The following is an 18,858-nucleotide window of genomic DNA, read 5'->3' as shown; positions in this document are numbered from 1 at the left end:
AACGCTCGGGTCCTGAAAGGATGGCTTAGATTTTTAAAGCAAGAAACGTGCCAGTTAATTCGCTTTAGTGGCTTGTTCCGCCCGGAGGAGCAGAAGCCAGTCGGGACGATTTGCCGCCGCCAGTTGATCAAGCATTTGCTCGATATCCGCGTCGCCGCGGGGGGCAACAGCCACGGCTCGACGGAGGTGAGGAAGGGCCCGTTCGGGCGAGCGGGAGCGGTTGTAAATGAAGGCGGCAAAGCGGAGGTGCTCGTAAGCATCGAAGTCTCCTCGCCACGCAACAATTTCAATGGCTCTGGCGACACCGTCCGCGTCCAAGGGCAGACCGCGGTCAACATTATCCATCAGCATCCAGACGATGCTTTCGTTTTGCTTGCTCAAGGGCGCCTCTGCAAGCCGGGTCAGGAATCGGCGCCAATCGTCAGGGCCCACCGTGCCTTCAATCGATTTATTCACAACAAGATTGGCCAATAGAGCTGTGCCGTTGGTGATCTGCGCGCCCTGCTCACTCAACGCGATCGATTTGGCAAGCAGCGGACCGGGCCGCGCTTGTGCGCGGGCGGCGTAAATCGTTGCAAGCTGCAGCCACGCACGTTCGGAACGCGGGGATCTTGCAACGAGTTCCCGGGCCAGTCGTTCTTCGTCGCCCCAAATAATCGCGCTCCTGAGGGTAATGCATCCCATAAGCAAGGCTGCGATCGCCCCAAACGCCACGATGATTTTTGGTTTCACGGCCCAACGCATCGCTGCGATCCGCAGGAGTTCAAAGGCCGACAACAAAAGGCCGAGCATCGGGATTGCATTTCTATGCTCGAACACCAACTCCAAGCCGATGACTGTACTGGTCATCAGGTGGCCGGCAAAAAAAAGTCCGATCCCAAGCGTGAACAGGGGGCGGGAGTTTCGCCAGCAAAAGGCCCAAATCAAGAGACCCAAGAGCCCTGCTGAACACCATAATGTGCTGACCGGCGTCCAAAGATTCTGGGAGACAACGAAATCGTCGTAATAGAATCTCAAACTCCCCGGATAGGGGGCAAGAATCTGGCTGAGGTAAAGCCCTAAAGCACGCGTTTCTGACAGCAGGCGCTGCGGGGTATTGAAATTGCGACCGGGGTAAGGCGATTCCGTCCAATAATGTGGAACGACAAGCAGCATGAACGCGGCGAGTCCAAGCAGAAAGAACGCCAGAAACGAGAGACGCAGTGATCGCGACAGTCGAGCGGTCGTAGCTCTAAAGCGAAAGACTGTCCACTCAAGCACGAGCACGTAAAGCGGGAAAAGTGCGGCATCCTCTTTCGCCGCAAACGCCATCACCCAGTAGAGGACGGCTTGAAACGCAAAATTTCGGCTGACCTTGCCTGCTCGTTGAGCCTCGCGCATACGGACGTAAGACCAGAGTGCGAGCACGATGAACAACGTACACAGCGTTTGCATACGTTGTACGACGTACAAAACCGAGGAGACTTGCAGCGGGTGAATCGCCCAAATCAAAGTCAAGAAGAGCGCGGAGAGTTCAGCGGAATTGGGTTTGGCTCTCGCGGCGCGCAATACGCCTAGCAAAAAGCCGAAAACCGCCGGGACCGTCAACACATGGATAACGAGGTTCGTCATCTTGAACGTTCGCGCATCCAAACCGCCGCTGCGCCAGAAATCAAAGGCAAAGCTCAACATCGACAGGGCGCGAGAGCCGTGACCCGGTTGGAAGCTGTAAGCGGCGTAGAGAAGGTCGTTGAAACTCAGCCGGTATATGTGCAGCGCGTTGTTCGTGAGGATGTTGGGGCCATCGTCAAACAAGAATGGACCGCTGACGCCTGGCAACAAAAACGCAGCTGCCAGCAGGCTGACCAGTAATAACCCCAAACCTGTTAGGCGCGACCGCTTAGACATCCCTATCCTTTCGGCTGCAAGCAAAAAAAACCCCGCCGAAGCGGGGCTTCCTGAAACAGAATATTGCGAATTACGGGGTGCCGACTGCTGCCAAACGGCAGGTACCGCTGCCCACTTCGCAGGTGGTGCCTTGGATGATGGCAGCGTTGCCGCGGGTGCGCGCGGTGAAGTGAACGGTGGCGCCGGCGGTGTTGTACATAGTGGTGGTCGGCAGGACGCCAGCTGAGCAAGCAACGGGGTTCACCGGGTCTGCAGCGCGGTCATCGGCAAGGTTCGAAACCGCACCATTCATGTAAGCCTTGGCTTCAGCCAAGCAAGCACCGTTCGACGAACGCTGCGTGTAGTTACGGTATTGCGGCAAAGCAATAGCGGCCAAGATGGCAATGATCGCGACAACGATCATCAATTCGATAAGGGTAAAGCCTTGTTGCTTGTTCATTGTGTTCTTCCTAGCTAGAAGGATTGGTTTTCACGTACCCGTGGCCAGCAAATCCGGTCCTTGGGTGCCGTGCGACGGTGCACGTGCATTACTGGTTAAGCAGAGGCCATGCCAAAAGATGCACAACCAAAAATCAATTGCTTACGTCATTCCCTGGTAGGATTCCCCTGAATCCCCTGACGTATCCCCGGTCCCAATGTGACACTTAGCGTCACATTCAGCCACGATTTAACCAAGTACCCTGTAACGGGGCAAGTCCCTAGGGCGCTGAAAACTGGGAGGTGGCGCACATTCTAGGAATAATTCCGAGAATGCCGGCTCAGTCGAGACCCAGCTTCTTCAGCTTGTAGCGCAAAGCCCGGAAGGTAATGCCCAGCTGTGCGGCAGTTTTGGTCTTGTTGTAGCGGTTTTCCAGCAGGGCGTGCTCGATGGCGCGCTTTTCCAGCTCTTCCAGTGCCTCAGGCAGCGCCGCGGTGCCGGCGGGTGCCTGATTTTGCGGTGTCACCGGCAATGCGGGTGCTGCCTCCGGCTCAAGGTCCGCTACCGGGAAGCTCGGCGCGGGCGCCGCCACCGTCTGCTTGGGTAAATTCAAGTCTTCGGCATAGATCGTCTGGCCGTCGGACAGCGTCATGGCGCGCTCAAGAATATTTTCAAGTTCGCGCACGTTGCCCGGGAACGGGTAGTCGCGAAGGGCCGCCTTGGCTTCGGCACTCAATGTCGGTACGGCCGCCGAGTGGCGCTCAGCCAACTTGCCGAAAATGGTTTGGGTGAGCATGTCGAGGTCTTCCACGCGCTCGCGCAACGGCGGCACGCGAAGTTCGATCACATTGATGCGGTAGTAAAGGTCGTGGCGGAATTTGCCTTCTTCGACCAAGGCGGCCAAGTCCTTGTGCGTGGCAGAAATTAGCCGTACATCCACCGTCTCTTCCACCTGTCCACCCACGGGGCGCACAGACTTCTCTTGAATGGCACGCAGCAGTTTTACCTGCATGGCAAGGGGCAGTTCGGCCACTTCGTCCAAGAACAGCGAGCCGCCATTGGCGGCTTGAAACAGCCCTTGCTTGTCGGCATGGGCGCCGGTGAAGCTGCCTTTCTTGTGGCCGAAGAATTCGCTTTCCATGAGTTCGGGTGGAATCGCGCCGCAGTTCACCGGCACGAATGGGCCTTCCGCCCGCGGAGAAGTTTCGTGAATGCTTCGTGCGGCCAATTCCTTGCCGGCGCCGGATTCTCCCAAGATGTAAACCGGTGCTTGGCTGCGTGCCACTTTGGCGATGGTTTGCCGCAGTTGCTCCATGGCGGGCGAATTGCCGTCCATGCGCTTTTCGGGTGCCGGGGATTTCGGGGCTTCTTTGCGTTCCGATCGCAAGTCCAGCGCATGCTGCACCAAATTGCGCAGGACCTTCAAATCCACAGGCTTGGCCACGAAGTCAAACGCACCGCGCTTCAGGGCTTCAACCGCCGCTTCCATGTTGCCAAATGCGGTGAGCATCGCCACCGGCATCTCTGGATAGTTGTCCGCGATATGGGACAGAAGGTCCAAACCGGAACCGTCGGGCAGGCGCATGTCGGTCAGGCAGAAGTCGAATTTCGCGTTACTGAGCTGGCTTTTAGCCATGCTGAGCGTTGCCGCGGTTTCAACGCGCAAGCCCATCCGTGTCAGGGTCAGAACGAGGAGCTCTCGGATATCGCGTTCATCGTCGACAACTAGGGCGCAGCGGTCTTCGGTCATGCCAGAATTTCATTCCATTGAGTCCAGCCATGATAGCGCGAGCGTAGGTCAGGTCTTACGCAGCGCCAGCGAATCCGGCAGCGACAGTTCGAATACGCTGCCCACGCCCGTACGCTTGTATCGCAGGTCGCCGCCGTTGCTTCGCGCCAACTCGCGGGCAATGTGCAGACCGAGGCCGGTGCCGTGCGGCGACGTGGTGTGGAAGGGCCGGAACAGCTGCACTTGATCCTTTTCGCTGATACCGGGGCCTTGGTCGATGACCGAGAGCATCGGTGTGTTGCCGGCCATGAAGGCGCGAATGGTCATGCGCGCGGGTTCGCCGGGTTTGCGGCCGTAGTAGCGGGCGTTGCTCACCAGCACCTGCAGGATTTGGTGGACGTGCTTCGGATCGGCCATGGCTTGCGGATTGTCCGGCGAATCCACTTTCAATATATCGGCATCGAGCGGGTAGCTGCGCACGTATTCGTCGGCGAATTCGCGTGCGATGGTACCGAGTTGGATGGGCTCGGGCAGTGCGCGTTCGCGGCGGGCAAGGCCGAGCACGCTTTCTATGATGCCGTTCACGCGGGTGACCTGCTGGCGAACGATTTCCAGCATTTTGCGATCCATCACCGACAGGTCGCGCGACTCCTCCAAGAGTTGAGTCGAATAACTGATCGCCGACAACGGGTTGCGGATTTCATGCGCAAGACTGGCGGAAAAACGCCCCAGTGCCGAGAGGGTGATGCCTTCGGCGCGTCGTGAGGCGATGGTGGTGTCATCGAGAAAAATGATCACGTCCTCATCGCCTTCCGCGTGCAGGCGCAAAAATTTCGGCACGATTTCCAGCTGGTCGGGACCCATGCGGATGGGGCCGAAGTTTTCGCTCTCTTGGAACTTCACCGTTGGATATTGGCGCCAGAGTTCGAGGCGGTCGGCGAGGTTGGGTGCCGACAAGGCGATAGAGCGCAAACCTTCGCCGGCCTCGCCGAGCAGGGCGATGGCGGCTTCGTTGGCCAGTTGGATATAGCCTTCGCCGTCAACAATGATGACGCCGGTCGGCATGCGGCGGATGATCACTTCATTGATCGCGGCGAGGTCGCGGGCTTCTTCGCTGAAGACTTTCGCGACCTCTTCCGATTTCACCACGCGTCTTCCCAATGAATTGGCGAAGAGTGCGGTGGCGACGAAGGCAGCGGCGAAGACGATGGATTCAGCGATAGGGCGCACGGCGTAGTCGCTGCCGACCGCTTGGTTGATAACGCCTTGCAAAATGAAGGTGGCGCCTGCGAGGGTGGCGGTGGCGAGGCCGAAGGTCATCGAGATCAGCAGCGAGCTGGCCGCGACGTTCAACAGCAACATGATGGCGATGACGGGGGATGCGTCCGGCAGGATGCGGATCGCCAGGTTGGCGAACACGACATCGATGAGGGTGCCGATGGCGACCTGGGTGGCCACCTTCGTGTGGCTGCGTGCCACGCCGATCATGACGAGTGAGTAGACGAGATACGCGATGCAGATCCAGGGTCCGATCACGTCGTGTCGTGTTTCACCGAACCAGCCATGCCCGGGACCGACCACCACCCAGCTGACCATGCTCGCTTGGAAGGCGCGGAACACGCTGTAGGCGAACAACTCCTTTTGGTTGCCGTCGTGGGCGAAACGGGCGGTGGGGAAGAGTTTGAGCATGGGGCGGGGGCTGGGGGGTATGGGTTGAATATATCGGGGTGGGGGGAAGAGTGCCTTCAAGAGCGCCTCATCCGGCGCTGCGCGCCACCTTCTCCACTCCGTGGATAAGGACAGCTCTCCCTTCTCCATCTCCGATGGAGAAGGTGCCCCAAAGGGGCGGATGAGGCGCTTTTGCCGCGCCGCGTCATTTTTTGAGACAATATCGCGCGGCGTTCGGCCGCCCGGCCTCCGGGCACCCTGTCAGCGCTTGCTTCCTTCTTACTACCGGTGAGCCATGAATTTCCACGAATATCAGGCAAAACAACTGTTTGCCGACTACGGCATTGCAGTTCCCGTGGGCAAAGTTGCCCATTCCCCAGACGAGGCCGTGACGGTCGCCAAAGAAATCGGTGGCGATTTCTGGGTCGTCAAAGCGCAAATCCACGCGGGCGGCCGCGGTAAGGCCGGCGGCGTCAAGCTCGCCAAGACCTTGGATGAAGTGCGTGAATACGCCAAGAACATGCTCGGCACCAAGATGGCCACCTACCAAACGGCCGGGGTTGAACTGCCGATCGATTCGGTGCTGGTGACCCAAGCCACCAATATCGACAAAGAACTGTATCTGTCAGTCCTGGTCGACCGCGCCACCCAAACCGTCACCTTCATCGCTTCGGCCGAAGGCGGTATGGACATCGAACAAGTCGCCGAAGAAAAACCCGAAGCGATCAAGTCCCTGCACGTGAACTTCGTTGAAGGTCTGCAGCCGTACCAAACGCGCGACCTCGGATTTGCCTTGGGCATGAACGCCAAGCAAGTCGGCCAACTGTCGAAAATCATGCTGGGCCTGTACAAACTGTTCAACGAAAAAGATCTGGCGCTGGTCGAATTGAACCCGCTCGCCATTCTCGATGACGGCAACCTCGCCGTGCTCGACGGCAAGATCGATTCCGACGACAACGCTTCGTTCCGTCACGCCGACCTCGTCGCCATGCGCGACACGCGTCAAGAAGACGAAACCGAAGTGTTGGCTTCGAAGTACGACCTCAACTACGTCACCATGGACGGCGACATCGGTTGCATGGTGAATGGTGCCGGTCTCGCCATGGCCACCATGGACGTCATCAAGTTGAACGGCGGTGAGCCGGCCAACTTTCTCGACGTCGGCGGCGGCGCGAACAAAGAAAAAGTCACCGAAGCGTTCAAGCTGATCTTGCGCTCGCCGACCGTGAAAGCCATTTTCGTGAACATCTTCGGCGGCATCGTCCGCTGCGACATGATCGCGGAAGGCATCATCGCGGCAGTCAAGGAAGTGGGCGTCAAGGTGCCGGTAATCGTGCGTCTTGAAGGCACCAATGTGGATGCCGGTAAAGAACTGCTGAAGAACTCGGGCTTGGCCATCATTCCGGCCGACGACATCAACGACGGCGCGAAGAAGGCGGTTGAAGCCGTCAAAGGACTCAACTAATGGCTGTTCTGATCAATAAAAACACCAAGGTGCTGGTGCAAGGTTTCACCGGCTCGCAAGGTACTTTCCACGCACAACAAATGCTCGACTACGGCACGAAAGTGGTCGGCGGCGTGACCCCGGGCAAAGGCGGCACCGAACACCTCGGTCTGCCCGTTTTCAACTCGATGGCTGAAGCCGTGGCTGCCACCGGTGCCGACGCATCGGTCATCTATGTGCCGCCGCCGTTCGCTGCCGATTCCATCATGGAAGCCGCCGCTGCGGGTATCAAAGTGATCGTGTGCATCACCGAAGGCATTCCGGTGCTCGACATGATGCGCGTCAAGAACGTGTTGAAGCAGTATCCGGACGCGCGTTTGATCGGTCCGAACTGCCCGGGCGTGATCACCCCCGGCGAATGCAAGATCGGCATCATGCCGGGCCACATCCACATGCCGGGCAAAGTCGGCATCGTGTCGCGTTCGGGCACCTTGACGTATGAAGCGGTCAAGCAAACCACCGACGCCGGCCTCGGCCAATCGACCTGTATCGGTATCGGCGGTGATCCGATCAACGGCACCAACTTCATCGACGCGTTGAAGTTGTTCCAAGAAGATCCGCAAACCGAAGGCATCATCATGGTGGGCGAAATCGGTGGTTCGGCTGAAGAAGAAGCTGCCGAGTACATCGCCAAGCACGTCACCAAACCGGTGGTCGGCTTCATCGCCGGTGCATCTGCGCCGAAGGGCAAGCGCATGGGCCACGCCGGTGCGATTGCATCGGGCGGTTCGGGCACGGCCGAAGGCAAGTTTGCCGCGATGGAAAAAGCCGGTGTCACCACGGTGAAGTCGCCGGGTGATTTGGGTGCGGCGATCGCTAAGCGTCTTGCAAAGTAAAAGCGCCTCCCCTGGCGCATTCGCGCCCCCCTCTCCACTTTGTGGAGAGGGGGGAAAGAAAAGGCCACCTTCGGGTGGCCTTTTGCTTTCTCTCAACGGTGTCCGATACCGATAAAACACGGAAAAATTCTCGATTCCATACGCCTGCGTCGTAAAAGTTCGAGGGGTACACTTTGAATACGGTTGCGCGAACGCCGCCGCATCTGGGTCGAACAAGGGGGATCGGAATGAATCATATCTATCGTCTGGTGTGGAATTGCGCCAAGCGTTGCTTGCAGGTGGTTTCGGAACGGTCCTCCGGAGGTAGCGGTGGTCGTGTGGCACGGCGGCGGGCCAATGCATGGCATCCGTTGAGCCGCGCTTGCGCACTGGCCTTCGGCACAAGCTTGTTGTTAGTTGGGTTGCCGGCCGCCGCGCAATCGGTTGGTGGACGCGGTGGGGCCGGGGAGAGCGGCGTTAATGGGAGAGGCGGGGATACGACCGCAGGCGGCGAGTGCGGATATCCGACGAATTGCCCGACGGGCCCGGGCAACGGGGCCAACGGCTACGGTGGCCAAGGTGGCGGCAATGCGATCAACACGGGCACGGGCGCAGTGGGCTCCTACTTTTTTTCCAATGGCACTGTCAGTGGCGCGGTCACAGGGGGCGCCGGCGCGGCAGGCACTTTCGCAACGGGCGGGGGGGGCATCAGCGCGCCGGGCGTGTACGTCGGCGCCAACGTCTCCGTCACTGTCTCGGGAACAGGCAATGTCACCGGCGGCGCGGGCGGTGCGGGCACCTTCGACGGAACCGGTGGCGGGGGCGGCGCCGCTGGTGCGGGCATCCAATTTGTCACTGGCGGCGCGCTGAGCAACACGGGCGTGATAACCGGCGGCGCCGGTGGCCATGGTGCCGACTTTGCATATGCCGGTGGTGGTGGGGGTGGCGGCAGTGCGGTCAGTGGCGGTGCACTCACCATCAACAACACGGGCACGATCACCGGTGGCGCGGGCGGAACAGGAGGCCTTGGCGCTTACAGCGGCGGCGGTGGGGGTGGCGGACACGCCATCACCGGGGACAACTTGTCCATCAGCAACAGTGGCACCTTGCAAGGCGGTGCTGCCGGTGCAGGCGGTACGGGCGCATCGGCAGGTACTGCCGGCGATGCACTTTTGGTGACGGGTGGAAACAACACCCTGAACATGCAGGCCGGCTCCAACATCGTGGGCGCCATCGAGACGTTCGCCGGAAGCAGCCTGACCGTCAATTCGAATGCCAACAACCAGAACATCAACGGCGCATTGATCAACAACGGCGCGGTAACCTGGAATACGTCCACCAATAACAACTCGATCAAGGCGACAGACGGTTCGGGCACTTTGACCAAGACGGGGACGGGTACGCTATCGCTGCTCGGCAATTCGACACGAACCGGCAATACTGTGATCTCGGCGGGCACGCTGCAGGTCGGCAGCAGCACCACGCATGGCGAATTGTCAGGTGCGATTGACGTTGCCACAGGCGCCAGGCTGGTGTTCGATAATGCGGACCAATTCACAAGAACTGACGGCATTTCAGGCGCGGGTACTGTGGTACAAAGCGGCTCAGGTACCACGGTCTTCGCAGGCAACAACACTTACACCGGTCTCACACAAATCAACGCCGGCACGCTGCAAGTGGGCAATGGCGGCACTACGGGCAGTTTGGGTAGCGGTGCGGTTTCCAATTTTGGGAACCTGATCTTCAATCGCTCCGACGTCTTCTCCGTGAACAACCAGATGTCCGGTTCGGGCGCCGTGATCAAGCAAGGTGCGGGCACGATGATTTACCTCGGCGGGGGTAGTCGGACCGGCACCACACAAGTGCAAGCGGGCACACTTCAGTTGGGGGACGGGGTCACGCCGGGTGGCGGCATTGGCGATGGCGTCGTTAGCCTGAATGCAGGGGCGGCCCTGGTGTACAACACAGCCACGTCCTACCAGCACAATGCGCAGATCACCGGGAACGGGAGCGTCGAAAAGAAAGGGCCGGCGACGCTGCTCCTGACCGGTGCCAATACCTTCAGCGGCGGGTTGACGCTGACCAGCGGCAACCTCGGCATCACCTCCGGCGCGGCACTCGGTACTGGGACCTTTACGCACAATGGTGGCGCACTCGACAATCAAGGCGCGTCCTTCACGCTGTTCAACGACATGGTGCTGGGCGCCACGGGCGGACTCTTCCGCATCACCAGTGGGACACTCACGCTCGCCGGTCCGGTGTCGGGCGCAGGCGGTTTGTGGACGACGGGTTTCGGCACCCTAGCACTCGCCGGTCCGACGCTCACGGCAACGGGCAGCTACACCTTCGACACCCCGGTCGTGCTCACCGCGAATACCTCGCTGGCAAGCAATTCCATCGTGCGTTTCAACAACACCTTGAACGGGGGCTATGCGCTGACCATCGACGCCGGGGACATCGTCTCGTTCAATGGCATCACCGGTGGCACCGCACCGCTATCTGCGCTAACTGTGACCAGCGGCGGCGCCGTCGCATTGGGCAACATGCGTGTGGCGGGCAATGTCAGTGCTACGGCCGCGGGCAATGTTTTGAGTAACGGCGCGGTAAGTCTGGCCGGCAACACGTCGCTTCGGTCCAACGGCGGCAATGTGACCTTCACGAATGCGGCCAATGATTTTTCCGGCACGGTCAATGTGACCGCGGCGGGCAATGCACAAATCAATGATGCAAATGCACTGACGCTTGGCAGCTTGAGCACCAATGGCAATATGACTGCAACAAGTCACGGTGCATTGAATGCCGGCACGGGCAGCGTGGGCGGAATCCTGACGCTGAACTCGAACAATGGCAGTTTGACCCAGGGCGGTGCACTGAACGTCACCGGCAATACGGTGTTGAATGCGGGCACCGGCAATATCAGCTTGACGAACGCGGGCAATACCTTTGCTGGCTCGGTCGCCATGACCGGCAATTCGGCGGCGCTGGTCGCGAATAGTGCGATCACATTGGGCGCGCTCAATGTTCAAAATCTGCAAGTGAGTTCGCCGACGGCAATTCATGTGTTCAACAACATCGTCACGCCCGGCGCGCAGACCTTCAATGGACCGGTAAGGGTCAATGCCGATTTGGCGTTCACAAGCACCTCGAGTGGTGATCTCACTTTCAACGGCACGTTGAACGGCGCGAACGTAGTGTCATTCAACTCCGCCGGCACGACCCGCTTTAATGGTGCGGTCGGCGGCACAACCGCTTTGGCCGGTCTTTCAACCGATGCGGGTGGCCAGACCCTTGTGTCCGGCAACATCACGACATCAGGCGCGCAAACCTACAACGATGCGTTTGTACTGGGCGCGGATGCAACGCTCACCAGCACTGCAAGCGGTGATTTGAATTTCAACAACAGCATGTCAGGCGCGCATGCGTTGACCACGTCGACGAACGGCATGACTGCCTTCAACGGCCCTGTTTCCCTGAGTGCTTTGGATGTCAGCAGCGGCAGCGTGACTACATCGGATGTCACCGTGACCGGCCCGTTGTCGATTCGCACCACGGCGGGATCGATCACGCAAACCGCAGGTGTCTACACGGTGGGTGGCACGTCGAATTTCAACGCGGGTTCGAACGCCATCAATCTGAGCGGTCTCAATGCCTTCACGGGCAACGTCAATCTGACCGGCGGCACCACCGCCATCACCAATCTGGGCACCCTGAATCTCGGTACGGTGAACGCCGCAAGCCTCACCGCCACGTCCATCGCCGGAAGTTTCGGCATGCAAAACGCCAACATCGCCGGCGCGCTCAATGCGTCTGCGCAGGGCAGCCTTGGCCAATCGGGTGCGTGGGTTGTGGGCGGCACCAGCACGTTGAATGCCGCGTCCGGTGACATCACCTTGTCGAACGCCAACAATGATTTCGTAGGCGCTGTGTCGTTGACGGGACGTTCAATCCAGGTCAGCGATGTCAATAGTTTGAATGTGACTGCGTTGACCAATGCCACCAATGCGGCCGTTTCATTGACGGCTGGAGGCGCGTTGTCTTTGCCGACGACGAATATTGATACCGGCACTTCGAATCTGAGCTTGCAGTCCGGTGCGGGACTTACCACGAGCGGCAACCTCTCCGGCGCGAACATCGATTTGCGCGCCGCGGGGCAAATGAATCTCGCAAATGTCACTGCAGCGAATGGCTTGAATGTGTCTGATAGCGCAGGCAATGTGGCGGCCACGGGCGTGGTGCGTACCGGCATTCTCACCGGTGATGTCTCGGGCGGTGCCGGCTTCAACAATCTGAGCAACCAGATCTCGGCGTTAGGCAATTTCAATGCAGGCAGTCTGTCGATTGCAACCGCGGGCAACCTGGCAATCAACGGTACGGTCAACACGACAGGCAATTTCAATTTGGGGCCGTTCACGACGGCCACCTTGACGGGCGCCTTGAATGCAGCCCAAATCAATCTGGCATTGCAGACATCCCTGAATGTCGGAAACTTCGATGCAACCGGCAGTTTGAATGGCAACGTCAACATCACCGCGGGCTCCACGCTGGCGTTCCGTCGTACCGGCACGACAACGCTCAATGGCGTGCTCTTGGGTGCGGGCAATGTTCGCAATCTTGCCGGCGGAACGCTGGTTTTGAATGGTGACAACAGTGCGTTCACTGGTAGCACGCAAGTATCGACCGGTACCTTGATTGTCGGTGACACCGCGGGCAGTGCAGCGAAGCTCGGTGGCAATGTCACGGTGACATCCGCAGGTACGTTGGGCGGGCACGGCACACTGACAGGCAACGTTGCCGTTACCGGTGGCCATGTGAATCCGGGCAATAGCATCGGCACACTCACCGTGGCAGGTGATTACAGTTCAACCAATGGTGTGCTGGATTTTGAAGTTGGTGCGCCCGGACCGAATTTCCAAACCGCGGGTACGAGCGATCGTCTGATCGTCGGCGGCAATGTGAGCTTCGACAACACCACGCTCAATGTGATCGATACCGGCGCGATGGGTCCAGGTATGTACACGCTGGTGACCTGGGGTGGCACGTTGACAGAATCCAACGGCGGCTTGATTCTTGGAACCACGCCTTCAGGGCATACCGTTCAACTGCAACGTCTGGCGACGGCCAAGCAGATCAACCTGATTGATTCGACGGGTGTCACGGTGCAGTTCTGGAATGGCGATGGCACAGCGACGTTGGGCCAACTGGGTGGCGGCAGCGGCACCTGGACTTCGACTTCCACGAATTGGTCGAATGCCAACGGTGATCTCTCCGGTGCCATGACACCACAACCGGGCTTTGCGATTTTCAGTGGAACTCCGGGTACGGTGACGGTGGATGCATCGGCCGGCGCGGTGAGGGCCACGGGGCTGCAATTTGCCAGCAGTGGCTACACCTTGGCCGGTGATTCGATAAACCTGCTGCCGACACCTGCAGGTGTGAGCACAGTGCGGGTAGGTGATGGTTCGGCCGCAGCATCAACGATGACCGCAACCATCGCCAGCGTCATTGGCGGCGCGACCGGCATCGACAAAACCGACGCCGGTAGGTTGATTTTGACGGGCAACAACACCTACACCGGCAACACCATGATCAGCGGTGGAACATTGCAATTGGGCAATGGCGGCACGTCGGGTTCGGTTGCCGGCAACATCACTAACAATGGCGCGTTGGTCATGGACCGCAGCGACAACATCGCCTATGCGGGTTCGATCACAGGCAATGGTTCGATCAAAAAATCGAATGTCAACACGCTGACATTGACCGGCAACAGCAGTGCATTTGCCGGTGTCACGACGGTGGATCTCGGTCGATTGAATGTGGGCGATGCGGCGGGTAGCGCGGCCGTTTTGGGTGGGGACGTACATGTCGGCGCGAATGCGGCGTTCGGAACCTGGGGCACCTTGGGTGGTCACGGCACGATCGGTGGCAACGTCACGTTGGACAACGGTGCACACCTTGCCCCGGGCACCAGCCTTGGCACGTTGACTGTTGCGGGTGATTTCACGGCCGCGCAAGGGAGCGTGCTTGATTTTGAAATCGGCGCACCGGGTGCCAACTTCCAGACAGCGGGCACCAGTGACCGCCTCAATGTCGGCGGCAATCTGAACTTGCAAGGCGCGACGATGAATCTCACGGATGCCGGTGGGATGGGTCCGGGCATGTACACCTTGTTGACGTGGGGTGGCACGTTGACGGAAACAAACGGTGGTCTCGTGTTGGGCACGACGCCAACCGGGCAGACGGTTTCATTGCAACGATTGACCGCATCCAGGCAAATCAATCTGCTCGACACCACCGGTGTCACGGTGCAGTTCTGGAATGGCGATGGCACGGCGACGTTGGGCCAACTGGGTGGCGGCAGCGGCACCTGGACTTCGACTTCCACGAATTGGTCGAATGCCAACGGTGATCTCTCCGGTGCGATGGCACCACAACCGGGCTTTGCGATTTTCAGTGGAACTCCGGGTACGGTGACGGTGGATGCATCGGCCGGCGCGGTGAGGGCCACGGGGCTTCAATTTGCGAGCAGTGGTTACACCTTGGCCGGTGATTCGGTAAACCTGCTGCCGACTCCTGCAGGTGTGAGCACTGTTCGTGTGGGCGATGGCACGACGGCGGCATCCAACATGACCGCGACGATTGCCAGCGTCATCGGCGGTGCCACAGGGATCAACAAGACCGATGCGGGTACGCTGGTTCTGACGGCCAACAACACCTTTTCCGGTAACACCATGATCAGTGGTGGCACCTTGCAATTGGGCAACGGCGGCACTACGGGTTCGGTGGCCGGCAACATCACCAACAATGCAGCGTTGGTGATTGATCGCAGCGACAACTTCACACTCGCCAACACGATGACGGGTGCGGGGAGTTTCGTGAAGCGGGGCGCTGGGACTTTGACCTTGACCGGCAACAGTGCCGCCTTTGCAGGCAATACGACCTTCCTGCAAGGCAATGTGGTGCTGGGGCCGACGGCGGGTTCTGCCGCCGTGTTGGGTGGCAATGCGCGTGTTGAACAAGGCGTCACGCTCAGCGGCCATGGCCGCATCGGCGGCGCGCTGACGAATTTCGGCACCGTATCCCCCGGCAGTTCACCGGGCACGCTGACGGTCGGCGGCAACTACGTTCAGTCTTCCGGCGGCACCTTGGTAATCGAAGCACTGCCCGATGGCACCAGTGATCATCTGGTGGTCGGTGGCAGCGCGAGCTTGGCGGGACGCCTGCAGGTCTTGCCGCAAGCAGGCACATGGTCGGCGAGTACCAACTACACGATTCTGACCGCCGCTGGTGGCGTGAGCGGCACTTTCTCGAATGTCACGTCGAGCCTTGCCTTCTTGAATCCGGTATTGGCTTACACGACCAATGCCGTCAACCTCACTTTGCAACGGAACGATGTCGCGTTCACCGATGTGGCAGTGACGCCGAATCAAGTCGGTGTCGCAAACGCACTTGATGGCTTGGGTATCGGCAATCCGGTCTATACGGCATTCACCCGCTTGAATGCCGATGGTGCGGTGTTGGCTTTAGATCAGCTGTCGGGTGAAATCCATCCCGATGTGCGCGCGAACCTGATCGATCAATCGCGCTTGTGGCGCGATGGTATTCGCAATCGATTGTCGGTCGCGCATGAAGATGTCGGGACGCATGCTTGGGTGAGTGCCTTCGGTGGCGGCGGTGAACTGGAAGGCGATGCGAATGCGGCTGATTCGCGCGCCGATGCCGTGGGCGCCATGGCCGGTGTGGATTTCGCGGCCGGCGAACATGCGCGTGTAGGTGTGGCGGTGGCTACGGGTTACACCGATGTGCGCTTGAATGCACGCTTCTCGCACGGCAAAGTCGATTCGACCGCCTTCGGTGCCTATGCGCAAGCGGACCTCGGTCCGGTTGCCTTGGAAGGCACCGTGTGGCGCGGCAACCATCGCATTGAAACGCATCGGAGTGTCGAATTCGGCGGCCTGCTGGAAGGGCCGATGGCGCGCTATGACGGCAACACCACCGCGGTGTCCTTGAAACTGGGTCATCGCTTTGAATGGGCCGGTGCAAGCCTGATGCCGTATTTGGAAGCGACGCATGTGCGCGTCGGCACCGATGCGTTTGCCGAAAGCGGTGGTGGCACGGCATTGCGCGGCAGCGATGCCGACGACCGCCGGACTTTGTTGACCGGTGGTGTGCATTGGTCCGCACACGTGGGTCGTGGCAGTGTCGTGTTGTACGGCGATGCCGGTTGGACGCAAGTGGTCGGCAACAAACGGGCATCGAGCGACACCCTGCAGTTCGTTTCCGGCAATGTGCCGTTCAATGTGGTGGGTGTGGAAGGGGCGCAAAATGTCTTCCACATCGACAGCGGCATTCAATGGCAACTGGCACCGAACGTGACGATGCGTGCGGGTGTTCAAGGACGTTGGGGCAAGGACAGCAAGAGCCAAGCGGCGCATCTTGGGGTGGATTGGCGGTTCTGACGCGGGAAGAGCGCCTCACCCGGCGCGTTCGCGCCACCCTCTCCACTGCGTGGAGAGGGGCAAAGGTCTCCCTTCTCCACTACGTGGAGAAGGTGCCCCCGCAGGGGGCGGATGAGGCGCTCCTAAAAAAAGCGCATCATCATCAAACGAAAAGGAGGCGCCCCATGACCCCCACCACCCTCTCAAGCGCCGAATTCAAACAACACATCGGCGCCGCCAAAAAAGCCGCACGTCTCAGCGAGGTCTTCATCACCGAACGCGGTCAACCCGCTTACGTGCTACTGAGCCACGCACACTACCGGCGTCTCGCAGGCCGCCGTGCTCAAATCCCTGGGAATCCGGACGACATAGCCCGGTTCACGCGCGTTTGCGAGCGCAATGGCTATTGGACAATCGCGAGGCGATCGAGGCCTACAACGCCAGGGTCGAGCGGGACGGGACCTTGAGTGAACGCGTGAGTGCCTTTCTGGCCAAGCAGGGCGCGTGAGTCAGTTCATCGCTTATGCCAATGCCGATACGGCATCGAAAAGGCTGATTCCTTGCTTGCTGGACGTGCAAAGCGACCTCATCGACACGATCGAAACGCGCGTCGTGATCCCGATGATCCACGCGGATCATGCCGGCGGCGTCATTGATCGATTGATGCCGGTGGTGTCGGTGGCGGACCTTTCGTCGCAACGGGGCGATATCATGGCGGCGCTGGACATGCTGGTTTACGGAATCTGATCGATGGCCAACTCACTTCGTATCGCACTTGCGCAATTCGACTTCCCGGTAGGTGATGTTGCCGGAAACGCGCGGCGCATCCAGGCCTTCATTGAATCGGCGCGCACGCAATTCGAAGCCGACGTGGTGGTGTTTCCCGAACTTGCCTTGAGCGGGTATCCGCCGGAAGACCTGTTGTACCGCCCGGGCTTCTTGCGGGACTGTGAACACGCGATTGCCGATATCGCATCGTCGGTCCATGGCATCGTGGCGGTCGTCGGTTGGCCGCAAGCGGCCGGCAGCGTGGTTTACAACGCGGTCAGTGTGCTGCGCGATGGCGTCATTGCGCAGACTTATCGCAAGCGCGAACTGCCCAACTATGCCGTGTTTGATGAGCGCCGCTATTTCGAAGTCGACCCCGACCGCGAAGATTGCGTGTTCGAGGTCAACGGTACACGTGTCGGCCTGATCATATGCGAAGACCTGTGGTTCGCCGAACCCATCGCCAGCACGGTCGCGGCCGGTGCGCAATGTGTGCTTGTGCCCAACGCCTCGCCGTTCGAACGTGACAAACATGCGCAGCGGGATGCTTTGCTGGCGCAGCGCGCGCGTGAAACGGGTGCCGGCATTGCGTATCTGAATTTGGTCGGTGGTCAGGACGCTTTGGTCTTCGACGGTGCATCTGTGGTGGTTGATGCCGATGGCACGGCGTCACCGGCCGCCGCTGCGTTCACCGACCAATGGCTGGTGGTGGATTACAACCTCACCACCAAACGCTTCCAACCGGTCCTCTGGCAGGACGATGGTGATGAGTCGCGCGATGCCTTGGCTTGGCGCGCGATCGTGCGTGGCATTCGTGACTATTGCGGAAAGAACGGTTTCAAAAACGTTTGGCTGGGTCTTTCAGGCGGCATCGACTCGTCGATGGTGTTGTCGTTGGCGGTCGATGCGTTGGGCGCGGAGAACGTCACCGCGGTACGCATGCCTTCCCGCTATACCGCCGACCTGAGCAACGATTTGGCGCAAGCGCAATGTGACGCGTTGGGTGTGCGATTGATGGCACTACCGATTGAAAAGCCTTTTCAAGCCTATCTCGACACGTTGGCGGAAACCTTCGCCGACAAACCCGTCGATGTGACCGAAGAAAACCTGCAATCCCGAATTCGCGGCGCCATGTTGATGGCCTTGTCGAACAAGTTCGGTGGCTTGTTGCTGACGACCGGCAACAAGAGTGAATATGCCGTCGGCTACGCCACCATCTACGGCGACATGTGCGGCGGCTATGCACCGTTGAAGGATCTGTACAAGACGGAAGTGTTCGCCTTGTCGCGTTGGCGCAACACCGTCGGCACGGGCGAGGTGATTCCTTCGGCAGTCATCGACCGGCCGCCCTCTGCGGAGCTGCGTGACAACCAGAAAGATCAGGATTCACTGCCGCCCTACGATGTGCTCGACGGCGTGCTGATGCGTTATGTCGATCAGGAACAATCCCGCGATGAAATCGTGGCCGCGGGATATGCGGCGGAGATTGTCGACCGTGTGGTCAAGCTGGTGCGCATTGCCGAATGGAAACGCCATCAAGCGGCGCCGGGCCCGAAGGTGTCGCGACGGGCGTTTGGGCGGGAAAGGCGTTATCCGATTACGAATGGGTATCGGGGGTAAGTAAGGCGCCTCAT

Annotated in this window: 10 protein-coding genes; 6 read left to right on the top strand and 4 right to left on the bottom strand. The window is 59.7% G+C overall.

Annotated elements, in window-relative coordinates:
* Positions 1–54: 54 nt before the first annotated feature.
* The 4 genes from H8L67_RS08725 to H8L67_RS08710 all read right to left on the bottom strand — a co-directional run bounded on the left by H8L67_RS08725 (position 55) and on the right by H8L67_RS08710 (position 5,723).
* A complete protein-coding gene (locus H8L67_RS08725; protein ID WP_220379446.1) occupies positions 55–1,911 on the bottom strand; it encodes a hypothetical protein in 1,857 nt (618 codons plus the stop codon).
* Positions 1,912–1,957: 46 nt separating this feature from the next.
* Positions 1,958–2,326 carry a prepilin-type N-terminal cleavage/methylation domain-containing protein gene (locus H8L67_RS10370; protein WP_305068559.1) on the bottom strand — a complete coding sequence of 123 codons (369 nt, stop codon included), beginning with the start codon at positions 2,324–2,326 and terminating at the stop codon, positions 1,958–1,960.
* Positions 2,327–2,645: 319 nt separating this feature from the next.
* Positions 2,646–4,055, bottom strand: coding sequence for a sigma-54-dependent transcriptional regulator (locus H8L67_RS08715; protein ID WP_220379445.1), 1,410 nt, complete (start codon positions 4,053–4,055; stop codon positions 2,646–2,648).
* A 48-nt stretch (positions 4,056–4,103) separates the two neighbouring features.
* A complete protein-coding gene (locus H8L67_RS08710) occupies positions 4,104–5,723 on the bottom strand; it encodes a sensor histidine kinase (protein WP_220379444.1) in 1,620 nt (539 codons plus the stop codon).
* A 274-nt stretch (positions 5,724–5,997) separates the two neighbouring features.
* Here H8L67_RS08710 and sucC point away from each other — a divergent pair, with 274 nt between their 5' ends.
* From sucC to H8L67_RS08680, 6 genes are all read left to right on the top strand, one after another.
* A complete protein-coding gene (gene sucC, locus H8L67_RS08705) occupies positions 5,998–7,167 on the top strand; it encodes an ADP-forming succinate--CoA ligase subunit beta (protein ID WP_220379443.1) in 1,170 nt (389 codons plus the stop codon).
* Entirely contained in the window at positions 7,167–8,042 is an 876-nt protein-coding gene (gene sucD, locus H8L67_RS08700) for a succinate--CoA ligase subunit alpha (protein ID WP_220379442.1), read from the top strand. The genes sucC and sucD overlap by 1 nt, the downstream gene beginning before the upstream one ends.
* 227 nt (positions 8,043–8,269) lie before the next feature.
* Complete coding sequence (locus H8L67_RS08695; protein ID WP_220379441.1) at positions 8,270–16,477, top strand: autotransporter-associated beta strand repeat-containing protein; 8,208 nt, start codon at positions 8,270–8,272, stop codon at positions 16,475–16,477.
* A gap of 367 nt (positions 16,478–16,844) precedes the next feature.
* Entirely contained in the window at positions 16,845–16,964 is a 120-nt protein-coding gene (locus tag H8L67_RS10395) for a type II toxin-antitoxin system CcdA family antitoxin (protein ID WP_350339433.1), read from the top strand.
* Complete coding sequence (locus H8L67_RS08685) at positions 16,961–17,203, top strand: CcdB family protein (protein WP_220379439.1); 243 nt, start codon at positions 16,961–16,963, stop codon at positions 17,201–17,203. Before H8L67_RS10395 ends, H8L67_RS08685 begins: the two co-directional genes overlap by 4 nt.
* Before the next feature lie 3 nt (positions 17,204–17,206).
* Positions 17,207–18,844, top strand: coding sequence for an NAD+ synthase (locus H8L67_RS08680; protein WP_220379438.1), 1,638 nt, complete (start codon positions 17,207–17,209; stop codon positions 18,842–18,844).
* The last annotated feature ends 14 nt before the right edge of the window (positions 18,845–18,858 follow it).

It is taken from the genome of Lysobacter soyae, from assembly GCF_019551435.1.
Taxonomy (GTDB): Bacteria; Pseudomonadota; Gammaproteobacteria; order Xanthomonadales; family Xanthomonadaceae; genus Solilutibacter; species Solilutibacter soyae.
Note: the sequence above shows the minus strand (reverse complement) of the source record. Positions and strands in the feature narration are given on the sequence as shown.

Excerpts from the sequence above, each read along its gene's own strand:
- H8L67_RS10370 (WP_305068559.1), bottom strand. The coding sequence starts at position 2,326 with ATGAACAAGCAACAAGGCTTTACCCTTATCGAATTGATGATCGTTGTC.
- H8L67_RS08715 (WP_220379445.1), bottom strand. The coding sequence starts at position 4,055 with ATGACCGAAGACCGCTGCGCCCTAGTTGTCGACGATGAACGCGATATC.
- H8L67_RS08710 (WP_220379444.1), bottom strand. The coding sequence starts at position 5,723 with ATGCTCAAACTCTTCCCCACCGCCCGTTTCGCCCACGACGGCAACCAA.
- sucC (WP_220379443.1), top strand. The coding sequence starts at position 5,998 with ATGAATTTCCACGAATATCAGGCAAAACAACTGTTTGCCGACTACGGC.
- sucD (WP_220379442.1), top strand. The coding sequence starts at position 7,167 with ATGGCTGTTCTGATCAATAAAAACACCAAGGTGCTGGTGCAAGGTTTC.
- H8L67_RS08695 (WP_220379441.1), top strand. The coding sequence starts at position 8,270 with ATGAATCATATCTATCGTCTGGTGTGGAATTGCGCCAAGCGTTGCTTG.
- H8L67_RS08680 (WP_220379438.1), top strand. The coding sequence starts at position 17,207 with ATGGCCAACTCACTTCGTATCGCACTTGCGCAATTCGACTTCCCGGTA.